This window comes from Bacillus sp. UMB0728, assembly GCF_002858875.1.
In the GTDB taxonomy this organism is placed as follows: domain Bacteria; phylum Bacillota; class Bacilli; order Bacillales; family Cytobacillaceae; genus Bacillus_AB; species Bacillus_AB infantis.
The window spans coordinates 462,025-481,989 of record NZ_PKLA01000001.1 but is presented as its reverse complement, the minus strand read 5'-3'; the positions used below and the strand labels follow the sequence as shown (position 1 = coordinate 481,989).

The following is a 19,965-nucleotide window of genomic DNA, read 5'->3' as shown; positions in this document are numbered from 1 at the left end:
GCGGCTCAATCAGCTTCTGACAAACAAGAAACCCGGCAGTATTTTATACTGAAATAATTATCTCCTTTTCTTTCCTGCTATGTTAAGATGAAGTTAACAAATTTAGGGAGATAACTGATGGATTCTATTGTTTTGGATCATTTGTCGGTTGCTGTCATGGCAATTGACGAAAATTTTACTATTAAAGTAGCCAATAAAAGATGCAAGGAAATATTGGGAATAGATCCTGAAGAAGCGCTTGGGCAGAATATCGACGAATTTTTTGGCCATCCGCCTGAATTTACCAGGACCGTTCAGCACACCCTTGAACAGGGAAAGAACTTCCGATACGATGTGTTCCCATATACTTGGGGTAAATACGAATTGACATTGAGCCAGCGTTCCACCTTGCTCAAGGACGATAATAACCAGATAAAAGGTGCTATGGTTGAATTTGAAGACATCACAGAGCGGCACAAGATGGAGGAGCAATATAAAAACTTCATCGAGGAAAGCACAGTAAACATCATTCTTGTAGATGATAAGATTGGAATGCTTTCTCTCCATGCGCTGCCATATGATGTGTCACCGGCCAAAATGGCAGACCTTACTGCTAAAGCCATGCAATCAGCAAGCCAAAAGCAGATCAGGGCCCTGGTTCTCGATATGTCTAAACTGTTTACTATTAAATTGCTTGCCAATGCTGCAGGGTTTGTAAAGCTTATGCAGGGGTTCAGGATGATTGGCATTGAAGTTGTATTCGCAGGCATACGGCCGGATATTGCAGTTCAGTCAGTACAGGCCGGAATCAGGCTGGAAGGAATCGAAACATTTTCTCAGCTTGATTCAGCCATCAGGCACTTAAAAGAAAAGTATTAGCAGAAGGAAGGAAAATTTCATTTTCCTTCCTTTTTTCTGTATAAGTTGGTTAAAATAGAGTATTGAATATGATTTTTTAAGGAGAAAGTTAAAATGGAAAGACTCAAACAGGTCTGGGAATATATCAAACGCTTTTGGAAGAGAAAGCATATCACACAGATCCTGCTGCTTGCCGCCCTGACGGCCCTGCTGCTCGCCATTTTGTTTTTTGCCTACCTTGCAGCCACGGCCAATGTCCAATCCTTGAAGGATGGCCTGAAGCAGTCGACCGTCCTTTATGATAAAGACGGAGATGAGGCCGGAAAGCTTGCCGCCAACAGGACCGGGGGAGCAAAAATAGAAGAGTTGCCTGACCATATGAAGGAAGCTGTCGTCAGTATTGAGGACGAGCGTTTTTACAAGCATAATGGCTTTGATATAAAAGGGATTGCAAGGGCCTTTTTCAGTAATTTGTTTGCAGGGAGAATCACTGGCGGCGGCAGCACCATCACACAGCAGCTCGCCAAAAATGCACTTCTGTCGCCGGAACAAACATACAGAAGAAAAGCTGAGGAGATTTTCCTGGCGGTCGAAATAGAAAAGAATTACAAAAAAGAAGATATCCTGCTGATGTACCTGAACCAGGTTTATTTTGGCAGCGGGGCATGGGGCATTGACAGGGCCGCAAGAACATATTTCAATAAACCGATAAGCGGAGTCACCATCAGCGAAGCAGCGCTGCTTGCGGGACTGCTGCAGTCTCCATCAGCATTAGATCCTTACCAGCATTATGACAGGAGCATAAGCAGGCGTGACACGGTGCTTGGAAAAATGCAGGAACTTGGATACATCTCAAAGGATGAATATGAAAAGGCTATCGCGGAGAAAATTGTCCTGGAAGATGGAAGTTCAAACACAGAAGCAAGAAAGTATCCCTATTATGTAGATGCAGTCCTTGATGAGGCAACAAGCAAGTATGGCCTTACTCAGGAGGAGATATTTACAAGAGGCTATACCATTTATACAGAATTGGATCAAAATATACAATCCGGCCTTGAAAAGGTATATGACAGAGATTCCCTTTTCCCTGCAGGCAGAGGAGGACAGCTGGTGCAGAGCGGCTCAGTCCTATTAGATCCGTCGACCGGCGGTGTCCGTGCCATTGTTGGAGGCCGGGGTGAGCATGTATTCAGAGGCTTTAACAGAGGGACACATATAAAGGCTCAGCCAGGGTCCACCTTAAAACCGCTCTCAGTATATACACCTGCTATAGAAGAAGGCTATGATGCTTCATCTATCCTGAAGGATGAGCCGATGACATTCGGGAATTATAAGCCGGAAAATTTCTCGCGGACGTATGCCGGCGAGGTGCCGATGTATAAAGCAGTTGAAGAATCGCTTAACATTCCTGCTGTCTGGCTGCTCAATGAAATCGGGATTGATAAAGGCATGGATTCTTTAAAGCGCTTTGGAATCCCGACTGAGAAGGAAGACAGAGCGCTTGGCATCGCTCTTGGCGGAATGAGAAAAGGAATTTCGCCGCTGCAGCTCGCACAAGCATATGCCGCTTTTCCTAACGAAGGAAAAAGGCATGATGCCCACTTTATTACCAAGATAGTCGGACCGACAGGGAATGTTATTGCAGAAAGAAAGAAAAAGACAGTCAAAGTCACTTCCAAGGCAGCGGCAAGGGAGATGACATCCATGCTCCTTAATGTTGTCGAAAGCGGAACCGGCCAAAGGACCAGGATTCCGGAAGTACAGATAGCGGGAAAAACCGGCTCCACACAGCTGCCTTACAATGATATCGACGGCACGAAGGATCAATGGTTTGTAGGCTATACACCTTCATTGGTAGGTGCTGTATGGCTAGGCTATGATAAAACAGACCGGGAGCATTATTTATCAACAAGCAGCTCTGAAACTGTAGTGCCTATTTTCAAAAGCATCATGGAGCAGGTGCTGCCTTATACAGAACAGAAAGATTTTGGAACAGAGTCAGTTAATGATCAGCTCGCAGAAGAAGCTGAACCTGATATCGATCTTCAGGAGCGGGCTGAGGAATTCAGCAAGCGATTGAAGGAAGATTTGCCGGAATGGAAAGAAAAATGGCAGGATGCACGGGAGCTGCTCGATAAAACAGAAGAAAAACTAAATGAGATTTGGGACAAAATTGGAAGTTAGCTGTGTTCTATCACTAATATAATCAATATGTTGATCTAAAAGGAAAACATCATCGAATGTTTTCCTTTTTCTGTTCGGCAAATTTTTATATCACATGATCTTATTCGACAATCTCCGAAACTCTTGCGCAGCAGGGGGTATATCAAACTGCTAGCAAATGATTAGCTATTTGATATCTGTATGTTATCCTATAAATAGGAGGTGCTATCATTGCAGAATGAACAAAGAACACAATTAAATGTCCGGCTGCAGAAAGAAACGCTGCAGAAGCTGGATGAAATTGTAGAATATTATCAGGAAAACACTAAGATTGGCCGAATATACAAAGCAGACGTGCTTGCTGATATTATTGAAAAATCATATGAAGTGATGAAGAAACAGAAATCCATAAATGTCCGAAAATTTTAAAAGGCAACTAAATGTTTTGAACTGCTTGGATCTGGAAAAAATAATTAGAACTTCTTCAGGGAGTCCTTTGCCGATCTCAGGCAAGTACCTCATAGAAATAATTAAAAGGAATGGTTTTATTGAGAGATGTCACTTTAGAACAGATTTTCAAACACAGAATCGCCCAAAAGTATTTGACACGATCCGGGGTGGCCCATGCAGTTGCGGTTTCCAATCACAGTTTTAAGCTTGCGGCTGAAAGAGGCGCTGATCCTGACATGGCTGCTAAAGCAGGGCTCCTGCATGATATGGGGCATTACACTTGGTATAAAAATGGAAAGTGGGATTATGATCTCTACAAAAAGAATGATATACATGCGATAAAAGGTGCAGAAAGGGCACATAAACTTTTGATCAGGCTGGGTGAAAATCCTGTTAAAGCAAAAGAAATAGCTCTTGCTATTCTTTTACATACAGATTCCTTTCTTCCTGGGGGGGAAGTCATCCGCACGCCTCTTCAAACAATTGTAAAATTGGCCGACGAATTTGATGAAGAACCTGGCGGCGCCCACCATTACAGAAAAGTTGATGAAGAAAGGGCCCTTGAAAGCCTTAGAAGGCTTGATAAGAAGATCGATAATCTTCTGGAAGCTGAATAAAGGAATCCGCTGATGAAGCAGATTCCTTTTTTTATTTATTTGAAGGCTTCTATTCTCAACTTTTTGTCTAAAAATCATTCCTTTATAGGTATTTATACCTACTACTTTATCCATGAATAGATTGTGAGCCTTCGCAGATTCTTTTAAACTAAAATACAAAGGTATGTAAAAATATTCCGATAGGAGAATCGGCATGGAAATCACTTTATTTAAAAAAAGCAGAAACAGGCAAGAGCATTCTTTCAAACTTAATGATAACGGGAATATTGGAATCGATCAGTCTCTTAGTGAAGAGGTATTAAGGCAAATTGATATGATTGGCCTTCAGGACAGTGACCTGAACTATATACTTTCCCTGCAGCCCTATGTGAAAGAAAATCTCCCTGCTATCATAGAACAATTCTATAAGAATTTAGAAAATGAAAAAACACTGACGAAAATTATCAACGATAACAGTTCAGTTGAGAGGCTGAAAAATACTTTGAGCGCCCACATTTATGAGATGTTCAGCGGAAAAATAGATACAGAATTCATTCAGCAACGTTTTGTCATTGCTCATGTCCATGTAAAAATCGGCCTGCAGCCAAAATGGTATATGTGTGCTTTTCAGGATCTTTATTTGTCCTTATGCAGCATGATCATAGATACAATCTCAGAGAAGGGTCCTTGCACCGGGGCGATGCTGGCTGTTTCAAAGATCATCAGCCTTGAGCAGCAGATAGTGCTTGAAGCTTATGAACAGGAAATAAGCCGCATCAGGAAAGAGTCTGAAAGCTATAAAGAGCAGCTGAAGCATCAGGTTACAGAAGCAGCTGGAGAGCTGGCGGCCATCAGCGAACAGACAAGCGCCGCGATCCAGAAGGCAGCCGAAAGAACAGAGGATATTAGGGCTGATACAAAGTCTGGCTCCGATATAGCTGTTGTTGCAGAGGAGAAATCGGAAGAAGGAATGAATAGGCTTATCGGTCTTGGCAGGACTTTAGTTCAGGCCGAGGGCAAAATTGCCAGCATCAGCCAGAACATGGAACAGCTGATTGACAGTTCGAAACAAATCGAGCAGATTGCTGCGATTGTCACTTCTATTGCCGATCAGACGAACCTTCTGGCTCTCAATGCAGCAATAGAAGCTGCCAGGGCAGGTGAACATGGAAAAGGTTTTGCGGTAGTGGCTGATGAGGTGAGAAAGCTGGCGGAGAATACAAAAAATGCTGTTTCAGAAGTTTCAGGATTAATCGGTGAAATGGAAACCCGTTCAGGCATCATGGCTCAATCCATCGAAGAGGCTGGCGTAAATATCAATTCCAGCTCTGTTCAGTCCAAGGCAGTTAATGAATACTTCTCTCTTATCCTTGAGTCAATGCGGCAGGTAAAAGAAAAGAATCTGGCCATCGTGAAGGAAATGGAGGATTTGAATTTAGTATTTATTGACATAGGAGAAGCTTCAGGCCAGGTTGCTGCATCATCTGATATGCTTTCCGGACTGACTTTGACTTTATAGGAAAGAAAAAATGGCGGCCGCAAAAGCAGCCGCCAGCCCTTTCCGTCCGTACAGTGGTTAAGTGTCCCGCAACAAGCGAATGTCCGGAAAGGGCTTTTTAAGCTTAACATATGCTTTATGGAAAATCAAAAGGGGAAAAAAAGCCAAGTTATTTTATTTCCTCCGCAAAAAATGATATGATAATCAATGATTTTTAAATCTTGGCGATGCTGTTAATCAAAGCTGGTTCCCCGGAACATCAGCCGGTACTGAACCCAGTCAGGATACAGCTGGCCATCAACCCAAGGAGATGATTTCAATGGCGAAAAAAGGATACATACAAATGAAAGACGGCGAGAAGATCGAGTTTGAATTATACCCTGATGAGGCTCCGGGCACAGTTGCTAACTTTGAAAAGCTTGCAAACGAAGGCTTCTATAACGGCTTGAACTTCCACCGCGTGATTCCTGGATTCGTGAGCCAAGGCGGCTGCCCGAATGGAACTGGGACTGGCGGACCTGGCTACACAATCAATTGTGAAACAGAAGGCAACCCTCATAAGCATGAATCAGGGTCTCTATCAATGGCACATGCAGGCAAAAATACAGGCGGAAGCCAGTTCTTTATTGTACATGACCCTCAGCCTCACCTGAACGGAGTCCATACTGTTTTTGGTAAAGTAACATCTGGCCTTGAAGCTGCTAAAGCGATGAAAAACGGCGATGTTATGGAAAAAGTTGAAGTATACGACGCCTAATCAGTAAAAAAGAGCCTCTGGCTCTTTTTTACTTTCACAAAGCTTTTCTTCAGGCTGGAATATGACCAGGCCGATTTTGTTCAAAGAAAGGAGCAGGTATGCTAAAACCAATAAAAGACCATCTCAAGCCAGGCTTGGATATCATCTTTGTCGGCTTCAACCCCAGCATCCGGTCAGCTGAGACCGGACATCATTTCGCCAATCCGAATAACCGGTTTTGGAAGATCCTTTATGAAGCGGGCATCACTCCTAAAAAATCTCTCCCTCAAGAAGACAGCCTGCTGCTGGATTTGAATATAGGGCTGACCAATATCGTCCCGAGGCCGACCAAAGCAGCAGACGAAATAACCAGGGAAGAATATAAAGAAGGCAGAGAAAGGCTCATCTCACTCATTACGGAGCTGAAGCCAAAGGCAGTCTGTTTTGTCGGCAAAGGGGTTTACCTGGAGTACAGCGGCAGCAAAAAAGCACCATGGGGACGCCAGGACATTTCTATTGTTCCAGGGGTTATTGAATTTGCAGCTCCTTCTTCCAGCGGACTGGTGCGGATGAAAATGGACGAAGTGATTGATATATATAAAGAATTGCCTGCCATCGTGTATGAACAGGCACCCTCCCGGCATGGAGAGGACAGCTAAAGGAAAATACGGGGGAATATAGAATGAAATTAGTATCATGGAATGTAAACGGAATCCGGGCCTGCGTCAAAAAAGGCTTCCTGGATTTTTTCATGGAAGAAAATGCTGATATATTCTGCATTCAGGAATCAAAACTTCAGGAGGGACAGATTGAACTCAATCTGGATGGCTATCACCAGTACTGGAACTATGCCGAGAAAAAAGGCTATTCCGGGACCGCCGTTTTTACAAAGGAAAAGCCCCTCTATGTATCCTATGGGATAGCCGGAAGAGAAACAGAACCAGAAGGACGGAGCCTGACTCTTGAGTTTGAAAATTTTTACCTTCTGAATGTGTATACACCTAACTCTAAGAGGGACCTGGCAAGGCTTCCTTACCGGCTGGAATGGGAGGATGAGATTCGGGAATATATCCTTGAGCTTGAACAAGAGAAGCCAGTCATACTCTGCGGGGACCTGAACGTCGCCCATCTTGACATAGACCTTAAAAATGCCAGGTCTAACAGAGGAAACTCCGGATTTACGGATGAAGAGCGCGGAAAAATGACATCTCTTCTGTCAGAAGGATTTGTAGACTCCTTCAGATACCTTTATCCAGAGCAGGAAGGCGCTTATACGTGGTGGTCCTATATGGCCAAGGTCAGGGAGCGGAACATCGGATGGCGCATCGACTATTTTATAGTATCTGATAAACTGAAAGAGCATATACTAGATTCTAAGATTTATTGTGACATCATGGGCAGCGATCACTGCCCGATCATGCTCGAAATGGCCCTTTAGATGATAAAGGGCTTTTTTTCTGTATATAATGGAATCAGCATAAAAATAGGCGCAGTGAAGGAGGCAGGAGAGTCTGCCTGCCTGAACTGCCATGACAGGAAGGTTTTATGAAAAAGACACTTGTTTTGACGGGCGGGGGCTCAGCCGGCCATGTTACCCCCAATATGGCTTTGATTAAAGAACTTGAGGGGGAAAATATAGACATCCATTATATTGGCAGCAAAGAGGGCATTGAAAAAGAGCTTATCAGCGGGCTTTCCATTCCCTATCATTCGATTTCAAGCGGGAAACTAAGGAGGTACGCCGACTTTGAAAATGTAAAGGATATGTTCAAAGTGGCAAAAGGATGTACTGAAGCGCTCTGGATTCTTAAACAGCTCAAGCCAGGCCTCGTTTTTTCCAAAGGGGGTTTTGTATCCGTACCTGTCATCGCGGCAGCAAAGCTCCTCGGAATTCCGATATTCATCCATGAAAGCGATCTAACACCGGGCCTGGCTAACCGGATTTCAAAAAGGTTTGCTTCAAAGATTTATACTTCATTTGAAGAAACTCTGCAGTACCTTCCAAATGGAAAAGCACAGGCAATCGGCTCGCCAATCAGGAGGGAAATCCTTTCTGGCATCAAGGAGAAGGGGCTTGAATTCCTCGGTTTTGACAGAACCAGGCCGGTTCTTGCCATTATGGGTGGCAGCCTAGGGGCAAAGAAGATTAACGAAGCAGTGCGGCAGGAAATTGAACAAATCGGCGGCCAGTTTCAAATCGTGCACCTTTGCGGAAAAGGAAATCTTGATCCTGCATTGGAAGGCCGGCCAGGATACAGGCAATTTGAATTCCTGAACAGTGAACTTTCAGATGTACTTGCCTGTACAGATTTAATGGTAACCAGAGGAGGCTCTAATGCTATTTTTGAATTCCTTGCCCTCCGTATTCCGATGCTTATCATTCCTTTGAGCAGGAAACAAAGCAGGGGCGATCAGATTCTGAATGCAAAAAGCTTTGAGGAAAAAGGCTATTCATTGACCTTGCAGGAAGAAGACCTGACAGCCGCATCTTTAGCCGGGTATATTGCCCTTTTAGATAAACACAGGGAAAGCATACTGAAACAGATGGAAGAATCAAGGATGAAGGATGCTTTATCCGTCATGGCTGGTAACATTAGGGACAAATTGCAGCAGAATTAGGCCTTCTGGGTCTTTGTTCGCTTTTTTGTTCGGTTCTAAAAAAGAAAATCAAGCCTATCTCCTTATCTGAATATTCCTTCGATTTTGGTATAATGGAGATACATCTTGTTTCTGCATCCTGAATTACTCTGAAGGAGGGAAAATAATGAAAGAATGTGTACGTGTGATCCCGTATCAGGTAATTGAACAATCAGAGGCGGTATCAGGCATTCCGGAAGGCATCGGATTGATACAGGCGCCAAAAATCTGGGAAGAAACAAGGGGAGAAGGCATTACAATCGCTGTACTCGATACAGGCTGCGACATCAGCCACCCTGATTTAAAGAATCAAATCATCGGCGGCAGGAATTTTACTGGCGATGATTCCGGAAATCCGGATATTTATAAAGACTATAACGGCCATGGCACCCATGTTGCGGGGACCATTGCAGCAGAAGGCAAAGAGCCCGGCATATCGGGCGTTGCGCCAGGTTCAAAGCTGCTCATTGTCAAAGTGCTTGATAGAAACGGCTCCGGCCAGTATGACTGGATTATTGAAGGAATCCGCTACGCTATCGACCAAAAAGCCGATATTATTTCCATGTCGCTCGGCGGCCCGAATGACATGCCTGAGCTTCATGAAGTTATAAAGGAAGCCGTACGGAACAACATCTCTGTTGTATGTGCAGCGGGTAATGAAGGAGACGGAAAAGAATCAACTGATGAGTTCGCCTATCCGGGCTGCTATAACGAAGTGATCAGTGTAGGTGCAATCGATTTGGACAGGAATTCTTCACAATTTACCAATTCACATAATGAAATCGACCTGGTTGCACCAGGGGAAGAAATACAATCAACCTTCCCGAATGGCAAGTATGCCACATTAAGCGGCACCTCCATGGCTGCACCCCATGTATCCGGCGCAATGGCACTTATTAAAAATTCTGCCAGCAAAAGCTTTGACAGGAAGCTGTCTGAGGCAGAGCTGTTCGCCCAGCTTATCAGGCGCACCGTTCCGCTCGGCAATTCACCTAAACTTGAAGGCAATGGCCTGGTTTATTTGACTTTGCTTGAGCATCTGTCAGATATTTTCACACCTAAAGTTCTGCCGATGGTCGTTAAATCATGAACAGCCTGGCAGAACAGCTCGCTGCTGAAAAGGAGGCTGCACTAGCGAGCCTTCTGGCCCAAAGCGCGGAGCGTGTCTATTATGATGAAGCTGCAGACCGTGAGAAATGCCATGCTTATTATGCTTCCCTCGATTTTGAGGCAGCGGATGCCATAGAAGACCTTCGGAAGCTTGTGGAGGAAACCCATAAGACCGTCCTGAAATATTCCCCTCATCTCTATTTATATCCCTGGGTGGATCTGCAGGAGAACTTTGCTCTCAAAAGCCTCTATTCAGGCGGCAGGATGGATCCGGCTGAGAGCATTAAGCATGATGCGGAAATATGGATGAAGCGAAACCGGACTGGAGACACGCAAGCAAAGCTGAACTGCGAGCATGTGATTCCGCAGTCCTGGTTCAATGAACAGCAGCCGATGAAGGGGGATCTCCATCATCTGTTCGCCTGTGAGCCTGCCTGCAACAGCATGAGGAGCAATTTTCCTTATGAAGACTTTCCTTCCTATATACCGGAAGCTTCTGCTTTCGGTATAAGAGGCGGCTGCGGTATGGCTGAAGAAGGTAAGTTTGAACCGGAGTACGGCAAAGGAATCGCAGCCCGGGCTTGCTTCTACTTTTTCCTGAGGTATAAGCATTTCAAGCCTGAAGATCACGGAATCAACTGCGGGCTCCTTCATAAATGGCATCTTGAATTCCCTGCATCCATCTATGAAAAGCACAGGAATGCGGCAATCGAGGAGCTGCAGGGCAATCGCAATCCATTCATTGATTTTCCGGAGCTAACAGGGAAAATGACTGATTCAATTGAATAAAATTACGGAGGTTTTATTCTTAGCTTTATGCAGCCTTTTACTCAAAGAACGATAAAAATCATTAAAGAAATACCTGCCGGAAAGGTGATGACATACGGCCAGATAGCAGAACTTGCCGGCAGCCCCCGCGCAGCCAGGCAGGTCGTCCGGATTCTTCATTCGCTGAGCAGGCAGGAGAATCTTCCCTGGCATAGGGTCATCAACAAAATGGGTGAAATCAGCATGAAGGATCCTTTGGCTCAGGAGGAACAGAGATTTCTCCTTGAAGCGGAAGGCATCACTGTAGACGGCAAAGGAACAATCAGCCTGGAAAATTTTCTGCACAAGCCAAAAAAAGGGCTGGATAATAATACCTGATTTTGATATGATAATAAAAATCTTAAATTCTATGACGAGAACAAGTAGGAAAGGGAATGTTCCTTCAGCGAGCTGGGTATGGTGAGAGCCAGCGGAAACGATCTTTCTGAAACATCATCTCTGAGATGCAGGTCTGAAATCCAGTAAGTCCTGACGGGTGTCCGCCGTTAAAAGGAACGCGTATGATGGTACGTTGGTGAGCGCTATTGCGTCTGCAATAGAATTTGGGTGGTAACGCGGGTATAACACTCGTCCCTTTACAGGGGCGGGTGTTTTTTATTTCCCTAAAAAAATTCAACTAGGAAGGCAGGTACTGAAATGGAAAGCACTCAGTCAAGAGAAAATAGAATCAGGGAGTATTGGAGGGCAGAGAATATTTTTGCCAGATCCGTTTCCAATCGTGCAGGCAAAACTCCTTTCGTTTTTTATGAAGGGCCTCCGACCGCCAACGGCCTGCCGCATGCCGGCCATGCCCTCGGCAGGACATACAAGGATTTGACAGCCCGCTACTGGACGATGAAAGGGAGGCAGGTAATCAGGAAAGCCGGCTGGGATACACATGGACTTCCGGTTGAGCTGGGAGTGGAGAAAGCACTCGGCATATCAGGAAAGAAGGAAATCGAGGAATATGGTGTAGGAGCGTTCATTGAAAAGTGCCGTGAAAGTGTCTTCCAATATGAAAAGCAGTGGAGGGAATTCACAGAGCAGCTTGGATACTGGACAGACATGGATGAGCCTTATATGACTTTAAGCAATGAATATATCGAGTCGGTATGGCATATCCTCGGGACAATCCATGAAAAGGGGCTGCTTTACAAAGGCCATCGTGTATCCCCCTACTGTCCAAGCTGCCAGACTTCCTTGAGTTCCCATGAAACTGCACAGGGCTACAAGGATGTAAAAGATTTAAGTGCAACCGTCACTTTCAGGCTGAAAGGAAGGGAGAATGAATATCTCCTCGGCTGGACGACGACACCATGGACACTTCCGGCCAATGTGGCGCTGGCTGTCCATCCCCAGGTACGTTATGCAAGAGTAAAGAACGGAGACAAGATTTATATCGCTGCAGAAAACCGGGTGGCAGCTCTTTTCCAAAGCTTTGATGAAATCCTTGAAACGCTGGAAGGAAAAGAGATCGCGGGATGGGAATATGAGCCCCCATTTCAGGCCGATGGGCTTGAAGGTGCACACAGAGTCATTGCCGCTGAATTTGTCACTGAAAACAGCGGTACAGGAATCGTTCATCTTGCTCCTGCTTATGGTGAAGACGATTACCGGGCGATAAAGGAAAATGGGCTCCCTTTCATCAATATCGTTGATTCTAAAGGCTGTTATACCGATGAATTTCCGCCGCTCGCAGGGAGGTTTGTCAAAGACTGTGATGTGGACATCTTAAAAATGCTGGGAAGCAAGGACTTGTTATTCCATAAGGAGAAGTATGAACACAGCTATCCATTTTGCTGGCGGTGCGACTCTCCGCTCCTTTATTACGCAGCTGACAGCTGGTTCATCAAAACCTCTTCCCTGAAAGAGAAATTTCTTGAGCTCAACAGCCAGGCAGAATGGCATCCAAGCCACATGAAGAATGGCCGTTTCGGCAACTTCCTTGAAGGGCTGGTGGATTGGAATATCAGCCGGAGCCGCTATTGGGGCACGCCTCTCAATGTTTGGGTCTGTGAAAATTGCGGGGCAGAGAAAGCCCCAAAAAGCTTTCAGGAGCTGCAGGAGCTTTCAGAAGCAAATGGAAAGCTCACTGATTATCATAAGCCTTATGTCGATGCAGTGAAAATCCCTTGCCAGGACTGTGATGGTTACATGGCCAGGACACCGGAGGTCATCGATGTCTGGTTTGACTCAGGAAGCATGCCATATGCCCAGCTTCATTACCCTTTTGAACATAAAGAGGAATTTTCAAGGCTATTTCCGGCCGATGCAGTTATAGAGGGTGTGGATCAGACCAGGGGCTGGTTTTACTCATTGCTCGCGGTTTCAGTCTTATATAAGGGGCAATTGCCTTATAAAAATGTCCTCGCCCTTGAGCATGTCCTTGATGAAAATGGACAGAAAATGTCTAAGAGCAAAGGAAATGCCCTTGATCCTGCAAAGCTGATCACTGAATTTGGAGCAGATGCTTTAAGATGGGCGCTGGTGGAAGACAGCAGTCCATGGAAGCCCAAGAAGTTTTCCGGAAAAAATGCGGCAGAGGCAAAATCAAAGCTGGTCGACTCGCTAGCAAGCATTCACCATTTTTACAGCCTCTACAGTACAATCGATCATTTTGAGCCAGATAGCTCTCAAACTTCCGGCAACATCATGGACCGGTGGATTCTTTCGCGGCTGCACAGTGTCATTGAAACGGTAAACAAGGAGATGGGCAGCTACCAGGCTACAAATGCCGCCAGGGCAGCAGGCACGCTGATCGAAGAGGTCAGCAACTGGTATATCAGGAGAAACAGGGAAAGGTTCTGGGCGAAGGGCATGGAAGACGACAAAATTTCTGCATTCCAGACACTGTATACACTATTGGACAATATCTCCCGCATGCTGGCACCATTCGTGCCTTTCATAGCTGAAAGCGTCTATTTAGACCTGACAGGCAGAAGCGTCCACCTTGAAGACTACCCGGAGGCTGAAACCGCCTTGATTGACAGGGAGCTGGAGGACAATATGGTTGAAGTCATGGATCTGGTTGAGCTGGGCAGAAGCATCCGGCATTCAAAGCAGCTGAAAACAAAGCAGCCACTGGCCGAAATGCTTGTGCAATGCAGCAAAGAAAAGGAAGAGAAATTAAAAGCTTTCAGCAGGATCCTCAAGGAAGAACTGAATGTAAAAGATATCTCATGGGCTGAAAGCTTGCAGGATAAATACTTCTGCCGGCTGAAGCTGAACTTCAAAGCAGCAGGAAAGAAGTACGGAAAGAATGCCAATCTCGTTCATCAGTCGCTGCAGCAGCTCTCTGAAACAGATATCCGCCAGCTGCTGGAAACAGGAAGCCTCGTTCTGCAGGCTGGCAATGAACTGCTGAAGGTCGAAAATAGTGATACAACGGTGGAAAAGCTCCCAAAGAAAGGCTACGCGGAAAGCAGCGGACGAAATATGACAGTTCTTTTGAAAACAGATTTGACTGAGGAATTGAAGAGGGAAGGCTATGTAAGGGACTTTATCAGAGGAATACAGGATTTAAGGAAAAAGCTGGAGCTTCCTATCGACAAAAGAGTTAACCTGCAGATCGATACAACCTCTGAAGCAGAAGGAATACTGCGCGGATTTGAGGATCTTTTATACGCCAATATCGTTCTTGAAGGGATTGCTTTCAAGCCTCTGCAAGCTCCGATGCTGAAGGGCAGGCTTGGGGGGGAACTGATAGCTGTCTCATTGACATAACCACTGGCTGGCCGGCACCTTTCAAAAACACTACTTTTTCCTCACAATGAAAATAAAGGAAAAGCAGCATTCAAAGCGAAGTAACTGTTAATACTTTAAATCTGGCAAAGCTTAACTTCTGGTTTTGGATCTGAATTTAATTTTTGCCACAGGAAGGTGCTGCTGCTTGTTGAGAAAGTGGAAAATTGTCATCCTTATAACAGCTTTATTATTCATTTCAGCCTCTCCATACGCTTATGAACTATCCCGCCAGGCTTCGGCGGTTGAAGAAGGAGGACTGACCCGAGACCTGAATCAGCTTCTGAATAATGATCCTATCCTCTCTGGAGCGCTTGCGGGAGTAAGCATCAGAAATGCAGAGACCGGCGAACTGCTGTATGACCATATCGGCGGGATCCGTCTTAGGCCGGCCTCTAATATGAAGCTGCTCACATCCGCCGCTTCTCTTCAGGTTCTTGGCGAAGAATACCGGTTTACTACTGAGGTACTGACAGATGGACTGCACAAAAAAGGCAATCTTCATGGAAATCTATATTTGAAAGGCAAAGGCGATCCGACCCTATTAAAAAGCGACTTTGACAAGATGGCAGCCGGGTTAAAGCAAAAGGGCATTAAAACGATTCATGGCAGCCTGATTGCTGATGACAGCTGGTATGATGACATAAGGCTATCAAAGGATCTGCCCTGGAGCGACGAGTCCTACTATTACGGCGGCCAGGTATCAGCACTGACAGCGTCGCCAAATGAAGATTATGATGCAGGCACGGTCATTGTAGAGGTGAATCCGGGGAAATCAGCAGGAGAACTACCGGCAGTCACTCTGACCCCTGAAACAGGCTATGTAAAAATCATCAACGAGGCAGCGACCGTCCCGGCTGACGGCAAAAAGGACATCACCATTGAACGGGACCATGGCACGAACACGATCCGCATTACCGGGACAATACCTGAAAAGGCAAGCAGGTCCAGGGAATGGATTGCCGTGTGGGAGCCGGCCGGATATGCGCTTGATCTGTTCAGCCAGTCATTGAAGGAACATGAGATACGCGTAACCGGAAAATTGGAGCTGGGGAAAGCCCCAGAGAAAAGCTCTCTGCTTCTGGCACATCAATCCATTGCATTGAAGGACTTGCTGATACCTTTTATGAAACTCAGCAACAACAGCCATGCAGAAGTACTGGTCAAGGAAATGGGCAAAAAGGTGAAGAATGAAGGAAGCTGGGAAAAAGGCCTTGAAGTTGTCTCAGAACAGCTTGCCAGCTGGGGAGTCAATAAAGACACCCTGATCCTCCGTGACGGGTCGGGCATATCCCATGTCAGCCTTATTCCGCCTAATGAGTTGTCACAGCTGTTATACGGCGTACAGTCTGAGAAATGGTACCCCTCATTTGAGAGATCACTCCCATTGGCAGGAGCCCAGGACAGATTAATTGGCGGCACACTACGCAACAGAATGAAGAACTCGGCAGCAGAAGGAAAGATTAAAGCCAAGACAGGTTCCATATCCACCGTAAGCTCCCTTTCCGGATATGCAGAAACCAAAAGCGGTGAAAAGCTCATTTTCAGCATTGTCCTCAATAATCTGAAGGATGACAGCAAGGCAAAAATTATAGAAGATAAGATTGCAATCCTTCTGGCAGAACAGCCGTAACGCCAAGAAGCAGGCAGATTCCTTTCAATAGGGAGTCTGCCTGCTTCTTTTTTTAATAATAACGGTTTATTTCGTACGCCCTGCATATTCCTCAACCATTTCAGCGGTCACAAGCTTCCTGGAAGGAACAATTCCCTGTCTGGCAAGCTGGTTGATTTCCTCTGTCACTTCATTGATTTTTTCTGTAGAAAAAGCTTTTCCTGCTTTAGACAGAGATAATGCTTCTTCAATAAACGCTTCTCTTTTTGCGTCAAGCTCAAGAAAGCGGGTGATCCTTGTGTTTAATTTCTTGGCATGTTCGGTTAAAGCATGGTGCACACTCATCGTTTCACTCCTCATTCAAAAGGCTAATATTATATTATCAACTAACCTCCATTTCGTTAAGAAAAACTTTTCTGTGTTAAAGTTCTAAGGAGAACTTTAAAGGATAGGGTGCTGGCCAATACATGATAATATAATATACAGGCTCCTTAAAAGGCGCCGATTAATATTCAAAGGGGGGATTTTCCATGGAAGCATTGGAAACTCTCTATCCTCTTGCAGTAGAACAAGCTAAAGCAAAAATTTTAGAGGATATTCACTATTATTTATCAACGAAAGATTCTCTTCCCGATTTTGAAGAATATTTTCAGGACAGGAAGCTGTATTATGAACAGATTTGGATAAATGTCTGGCTTAATATGACCAACAATAAAGTGGCGCGGAAATTAAAAAAGGAATATCTTCAGGAAAAGGGATTTTCAACAGAGGGAATCGACAAGAAGGTCATCAACAGCCTTTTCCGATCTGAAGTAAAGAACTATTCACCATGGAATGCAGAGAAATGGCTGCTTTCCCTCTATTCCCATGATCCAGGCAAATGGGAACAGACATATCGGGATGCAAGGGAAAAGTATCTGCTTCAGCTTCAGCATGAGGAAAATGCCGAGCGTATTGCCAAGGCTTACACAGCACTCGATAAGGCTGCCGGGAAAATCATGAGGAAGCATAGCCGGCTGTTTTATTTGAGGGCAAGATATGAGGCTGCCCGGCAATTAAAGAAGGACTTCAGCAGCGGAACCAAATACGGGCAGGCGGATACATTTGCACTTGAAGAAAAGCTCAGGCCGGAAGGACATTTTAACCCGGAGCATTATACACTCGCTGCCGAGTTTTTTGAAGAGCTGACTGGCGGCATCCATTCAACAAACCATTGGGGCAGACAGTATTTTGAATATGAAACCTATTATTTTAAATATGAAAAGCTTTTGATGGATTCTATGAAAGATATTGTTCCTGAGACCGTATTGGAACTAATGGATCCTTCCATGCTTGAACAATACAAATCGCTCCATCCGGAAAACGACCCGGAAGCAGCCATCCATTCCATGACTGAATGGCCGTCAGAGGAATTCGCCGGAGAATTCCTGGAGGAAATTGAAAATGAATTCATGGAGGACTTGCTCCGCCTCAGTTCTTTTCCATGGGAACCAGCCGTGCATCTGGAAATATATCAGATGGATCTTGAGGACCGGGAGCGGAAAGAGGCAGAAGCGCGAGCAGCAGAAGAGCGGAGAAAGCAGGAGGAAGCCAGGATCCTCGATGAGATATTTGGCCGGGAATACAGCCCTTCTGTGGACAGGAGCGTCAAATACGTCCTTCATATCGGCGATACGAATACAGGCAAGACCTTCCATGCGCTCGAAAGCATGAAAAAGGCGGACAGTGGAATTTATCTGGCCCCCTTAAGGCTTTTGGCACTCGAGGTATACGATAAGCTGAACGGGGAAGCTATTCCCTGTACACTTAAGACAGGGGAGGAAGAAAAAGTGACTCCCGGGGCAAGCCATTTTGCTTCCACTGTCGAGATGTTCAGTGAAAAAGAGCGTTTTGATATAGCAGTCATTGATGAAGCACAGATGATCACTGACAAAGACCGCGGGTTCTCATGGTATAAGGCCATAACGAAGGCTAATGCAAGTGAAGTCCATATCATTGGCAGCAAAAGCTCTCAGTCAATCCTCCTTCAGCTTTTGGAGGGGACAGATTTGGAGATACATGAATACCATAGAGATACACCGCTTATCGTCGAACCTGACGAATTCAGGCTGAAGCACAGCAGAAAAGGGGATGCCCTGATCTGCTTTTCAAGGAAAAGAGTGCTGGAGACTGCTTCCCGGCTTCAGAATGATGGCCGCTCTGTCAGCATGATATATGGCAGCATGCCGCCTGAAACAAGGAAAAAACAGGTGCAGCGCTTCATCGACGGCGAGACCAATATTATAGTAAGTACAGATGCAATTGGCATGGGTCTGAACCTTCCTATCCGCAGGGTCGTTTTTCTTGAAAATGAAAAATTCGACGGAGTCAGCAGGAGGCAGCTCACTTCCCAGGAGGTCAAACAGATTGCCGGAAGGGCCGGCAGAAAAGGCCTCTACAATACAGGCCGGGTCGCATTTATGGAAAACATCAAGGAAATGGGTTCCCTGCTGGAACAGGAAGATGATCCGGTCCATACATTTTCGATTGCGCCAACCAGCGGAGTATTTGACCGCTTCCAGAAATACTATCATGATCTGGGAACTTTCTTTGAACTTTGGGACAAATTCGAAAGTCCACCTGGAACAGTGAAAGCGTCCCTTGCCGAAGAGAAGGAGCTTTATGAGCTCGTCCAGGGAACAGAAATGGAAGCCAGGCTCAGCCTCGGGGACCTGTATGGATTCCTGCACCTGCCTTTTTCAGCCAGGGAGCCGGAACTCGTCAGGCAATGGAGGATGTCGGTGATGGCATCGGTGCATAACGAAGACCTTCCTGAGCCTTCAATCCGCAAAAGGACCCTTGAGGACCTGGAGCTCACGTATAAATCTGTCGGTCTGCATCTGCTGTTTCTTTACAGGCTCGACCAGAGGACAGAAGCTTTATACTGGGAAAGGGTCCGGGATGAACTGGGGACAATGGTCCATGAAAAGCTGAAGACAGATGTTCAGAAAATGACTAAAAAATGCCGCAGATGCGGCAAGAAGCTTTCATGGGAGCATCCTTATCCGATATGCGACGAATGCCATGAGGGCGGGTTCAGGACCAGGAGAAAACCTTCATATTTCAGGAGATGACTAAAAAGGGCAGGCAGCCCGTGAGCTGCCTGCCCTTTCATTGACAATCCAAACTGTATCTTTTATTATTACAGTATAAGCAGGACATATCCCGGTATTAACCAGCTGCTCAGATATACAATGAAAAGCCTATATGCAGTTTGCGTTATCACACAGAATTTACGGGTAATGATACAGTATACGGCCGAAAAGAACCGGCCCTGAATCTAAGATCTTAAATGTATTGAACATAAAAAATAAATAATCTATTGAGGGCGGTGTTATGATATGAACAATCAAGACATTAAAATGGGCGGATGGATCACAGGGAAGTCGCGGAATGGGGAGCTTGTTCAGGGCTTCGTGGAAGCGGCATTGCCAGAGCGTGAATTTGTGACAGTTTTTGTTGTCGACAGCGACAACCCGGAAGTGATCGGCAGGAAGGTCCATATTGAAAAGAAAAAGGCAGAGACTATGAAAAACGATCTTCTTCCTTCTGCCGACGGTCTTCGCTCCCTTATCGACACAGCTTTGCTTACAAGGGACAAGGAATGGTTTATGGAGCTCTCAAATGCACTGAATCGTATTGAACAGGCAGGCATTGAAAAAAAAGAACATGCAGCCGGCAGCGGTACATTTCCTTCAAGCGAAGGCAGAATGAATAAGAAATATTAAAACTATGCTGT

16 protein-coding genes, 2 pseudogenes and 1 other annotated feature are annotated in these 19,965 nt (G+C 45.4%); of the genes and pseudogenes, 17 read left to right on the top strand and 1 reads right to left on the bottom strand.

Annotated features, from left to right (window positions below; genetic code table 11):
- The first annotated feature begins 117 nt into the window (after nt 1-117).
- From CYJ37_RS02340 to dacB, 15 genes and pseudogenes are all read left to right on the top strand, one after another.
- Nucleotides 118-858, top strand: a complete 741-nt coding sequence (locus CYJ37_RS02340; RefSeq protein WP_009793849.1) for an STAS domain-containing protein — start codon at nt 118-120, stop codon at nt 856-858.
- 93 nt (nt 859-951) lie between these two features.
- Complete coding sequence (locus CYJ37_RS02335; RefSeq protein ID WP_009793850.1) at nt 952-3,021, top strand: transglycosylase domain-containing protein; 2,070 nt, start codon at nt 952-954, stop codon at nt 3,019-3,021.
- Between the two features lie 210 nt (nt 3,022-3,231).
- Entirely contained in the window at nt 3,232-3,429 is a 198-nt protein-coding gene (locus tag CYJ37_RS02330) for a hypothetical protein (RefSeq protein ID WP_101547753.1), read from the top strand.
- Between the two features lie 119 nt (nt 3,430-3,548).
- On the top strand, nt 3,549-4,067 hold the full coding sequence (locus CYJ37_RS02325; RefSeq protein ID WP_101547752.1) for an HD domain-containing protein: 519 nt from the start codon (nt 3,549-3,551) through the stop codon (nt 4,065-4,067).
- Between the two features lie 193 nt (nt 4,068-4,260).
- A pseudogene (locus CYJ37_RS27965) lies at nt 4,261-4,800 on the top strand (protoglobin family protein); the annotation flags it as partial.
- 294 nt (nt 4,801-5,094) lie between these two features.
- Nucleotides 5,095-5,565 (top strand): annotated as a pseudogene (locus CYJ37_RS27960) (methyl-accepting chemotaxis protein); the annotation flags it as partial.
- A 298-nt stretch (nt 5,566-5,863) separates the two neighbouring features.
- Nucleotides 5,864-6,301, top strand: coding sequence for a peptidylprolyl isomerase (locus CYJ37_RS02315; protein ID WP_101547750.1), 438 nt, complete (start codon nt 5,864-5,866; stop codon nt 6,299-6,301).
- Nucleotides 6,302-6,399: 98 nt separating this feature from the next.
- Entirely contained in the window at nt 6,400-6,939 is a 540-nt protein-coding gene (gene mug / locus CYJ37_RS02310) for a G/U mismatch-specific DNA glycosylase (RefSeq protein ID WP_101547749.1), read from the top strand.
- Between the two features lie 23 nt (nt 6,940-6,962).
- Nucleotides 6,963-7,718, top strand: coding sequence for an exodeoxyribonuclease III (locus CYJ37_RS02305; RefSeq protein ID WP_101547748.1), 756 nt, complete (start codon nt 6,963-6,965; stop codon nt 7,716-7,718).
- 107 nt (nt 7,719-7,825) lie between these two features.
- Nucleotides 7,826-8,899: an undecaprenyldiphospho-muramoylpentapeptide beta-N-acetylglucosaminyltransferase gene (locus tag CYJ37_RS02300; protein WP_101547747.1), complete on the top strand. Its 1,074-nt coding sequence runs from the start codon at nt 7,826-7,828 to the stop codon at nt 8,897-8,899.
- 145 nt (nt 8,900-9,044) lie between these two features.
- Nucleotides 9,045-10,007 carry a S8 family peptidase gene (locus CYJ37_RS02295; protein ID WP_101547746.1) on the top strand — a complete coding sequence of 321 codons (963 nt, stop codon included), beginning with the start codon at nt 9,045-9,047 and terminating at the stop codon, nt 10,005-10,007.
- Nucleotides 10,004-10,816, top strand: coding sequence for an endonuclease I family protein (locus tag CYJ37_RS02290; RefSeq protein WP_101547745.1), 813 nt, complete (start codon nt 10,004-10,006; stop codon nt 10,814-10,816). Before CYJ37_RS02295 ends, CYJ37_RS02290 begins: the two co-directional genes overlap by 4 nt.
- Nucleotides 10,817-10,843: 27 nt before the next feature.
- Nucleotides 10,844-11,173, top strand: coding sequence for an MGMT family protein (locus CYJ37_RS02285; RefSeq protein WP_101547744.1), 330 nt, complete (start codon nt 10,844-10,846; stop codon nt 11,171-11,173).
- A gap of 22 nt (nt 11,174-11,195) precedes the next feature.
- Nucleotides 11,196-11,433, top strand: a binding site (T-box leader).
- A gap of 58 nt (nt 11,434-11,491) precedes the next feature.
- The gene (gene ileS, locus CYJ37_RS02280) at nt 11,492-14,557 is read left to right on the top strand and encodes an isoleucine--tRNA ligase (protein WP_101547743.1); all 3,066 of its coding nucleotides are present in this window, start codon (nt 11,492-11,494) and stop codon (nt 14,555-14,557) included.
- Between the two features lie 166 nt (nt 14,558-14,723).
- Nucleotides 14,724-16,208, top strand: a complete 1,485-nt coding sequence (dacB, locus tag CYJ37_RS02275) for a D-alanyl-D-alanine carboxypeptidase/D-alanyl-D-alanine endopeptidase (RefSeq protein ID WP_165352536.1) — start codon at nt 14,724-14,726, stop codon at nt 16,206-16,208.
- 66 nt (nt 16,209-16,274) lie between these two features.
- Here dacB and CYJ37_RS02270 read toward each other — a convergent pair whose 3' ends face one another.
- On the bottom strand, nt 16,275-16,532 hold the full coding sequence (locus tag CYJ37_RS02270) for a YpbS family protein (RefSeq protein ID WP_022543845.1): 258 nt from the start codon (nt 16,530-16,532) through the stop codon (nt 16,275-16,277).
- A 185-nt stretch (nt 16,533-16,717) separates the two neighbouring features.
- Here CYJ37_RS02270 and CYJ37_RS02265 point away from each other — a divergent pair, with 185 nt between their 5' ends.
- Nucleotides 16,718-19,300, top strand: coding sequence for a DEAD/DEAH box helicase (locus CYJ37_RS02265; RefSeq protein WP_101547741.1), 2,583 nt, complete (start codon nt 16,718-16,720; stop codon nt 19,298-19,300).
- Nucleotides 19,301-19,567: 267 nt separating this feature from the next.
- On the top strand, nt 19,568-19,954 hold the full coding sequence (locus CYJ37_RS02260; protein ID WP_101547740.1) for an IDEAL domain-containing protein: 387 nt from the start codon (nt 19,568-19,570) through the stop codon (nt 19,952-19,954).
- Nucleotides 19,955-19,965: the final 11 nt, after the last annotated feature.

Excerpts from the sequence above, each read along its gene's own strand:
- CYJ37_RS02340 (WP_009793849.1), top strand. The coding sequence starts at position 118 with ATGGATTCTATTGTTTTGGATCATTTGTCGGTTGCTGTCATGGCAATT.
- CYJ37_RS02335 (WP_009793850.1), top strand. The coding sequence starts at position 952 with ATGGAAAGACTCAAACAGGTCTGGGAATATATCAAACGCTTTTGGAAG.
- CYJ37_RS02315 (WP_101547750.1), top strand. The coding sequence starts at position 5,864 with ATGGCGAAAAAAGGATACATACAAATGAAAGACGGCGAGAAGATCGAG.
- mug (WP_101547749.1), top strand. The coding sequence starts at position 6,400 with ATGCTAAAACCAATAAAAGACCATCTCAAGCCAGGCTTGGATATCATC.
- CYJ37_RS02305 (WP_101547748.1), top strand. The coding sequence starts at position 6,963 with ATGAAATTAGTATCATGGAATGTAAACGGAATCCGGGCCTGCGTCAAA.
- CYJ37_RS02300 (WP_101547747.1), top strand. The coding sequence starts at position 7,826 with ATGAAAAAGACACTTGTTTTGACGGGCGGGGGCTCAGCCGGCCATGTT.
- CYJ37_RS02295 (WP_101547746.1), top strand. The coding sequence starts at position 9,045 with ATGAAAGAATGTGTACGTGTGATCCCGTATCAGGTAATTGAACAATCA.
- CYJ37_RS02290 (WP_101547745.1), top strand. The coding sequence starts at position 10,004 with ATGAACAGCCTGGCAGAACAGCTCGCTGCTGAAAAGGAGGCTGCACTA.
- CYJ37_RS02285 (WP_101547744.1), top strand. The coding sequence starts at position 10,844 with ATGCAGCCTTTTACTCAAAGAACGATAAAAATCATTAAAGAAATACCT.
- ileS (WP_101547743.1), top strand. The coding sequence starts at position 11,492 with ATGGAAAGCACTCAGTCAAGAGAAAATAGAATCAGGGAGTATTGGAGG.
- CYJ37_RS02270 (WP_022543845.1), bottom strand. The coding sequence starts at position 16,532 with ATGAGTGTGCACCATGCTTTAACCGAACATGCCAAGAAATTAAACACA.
- CYJ37_RS02265 (WP_101547741.1), top strand. The coding sequence starts at position 16,718 with ATGGAAGCATTGGAAACTCTCTATCCTCTTGCAGTAGAACAAGCTAAA.
- CYJ37_RS02260 (WP_101547740.1), top strand. The coding sequence starts at position 19,568 with ATGAACAATCAAGACATTAAAATGGGCGGATGGATCACAGGGAAGTCG.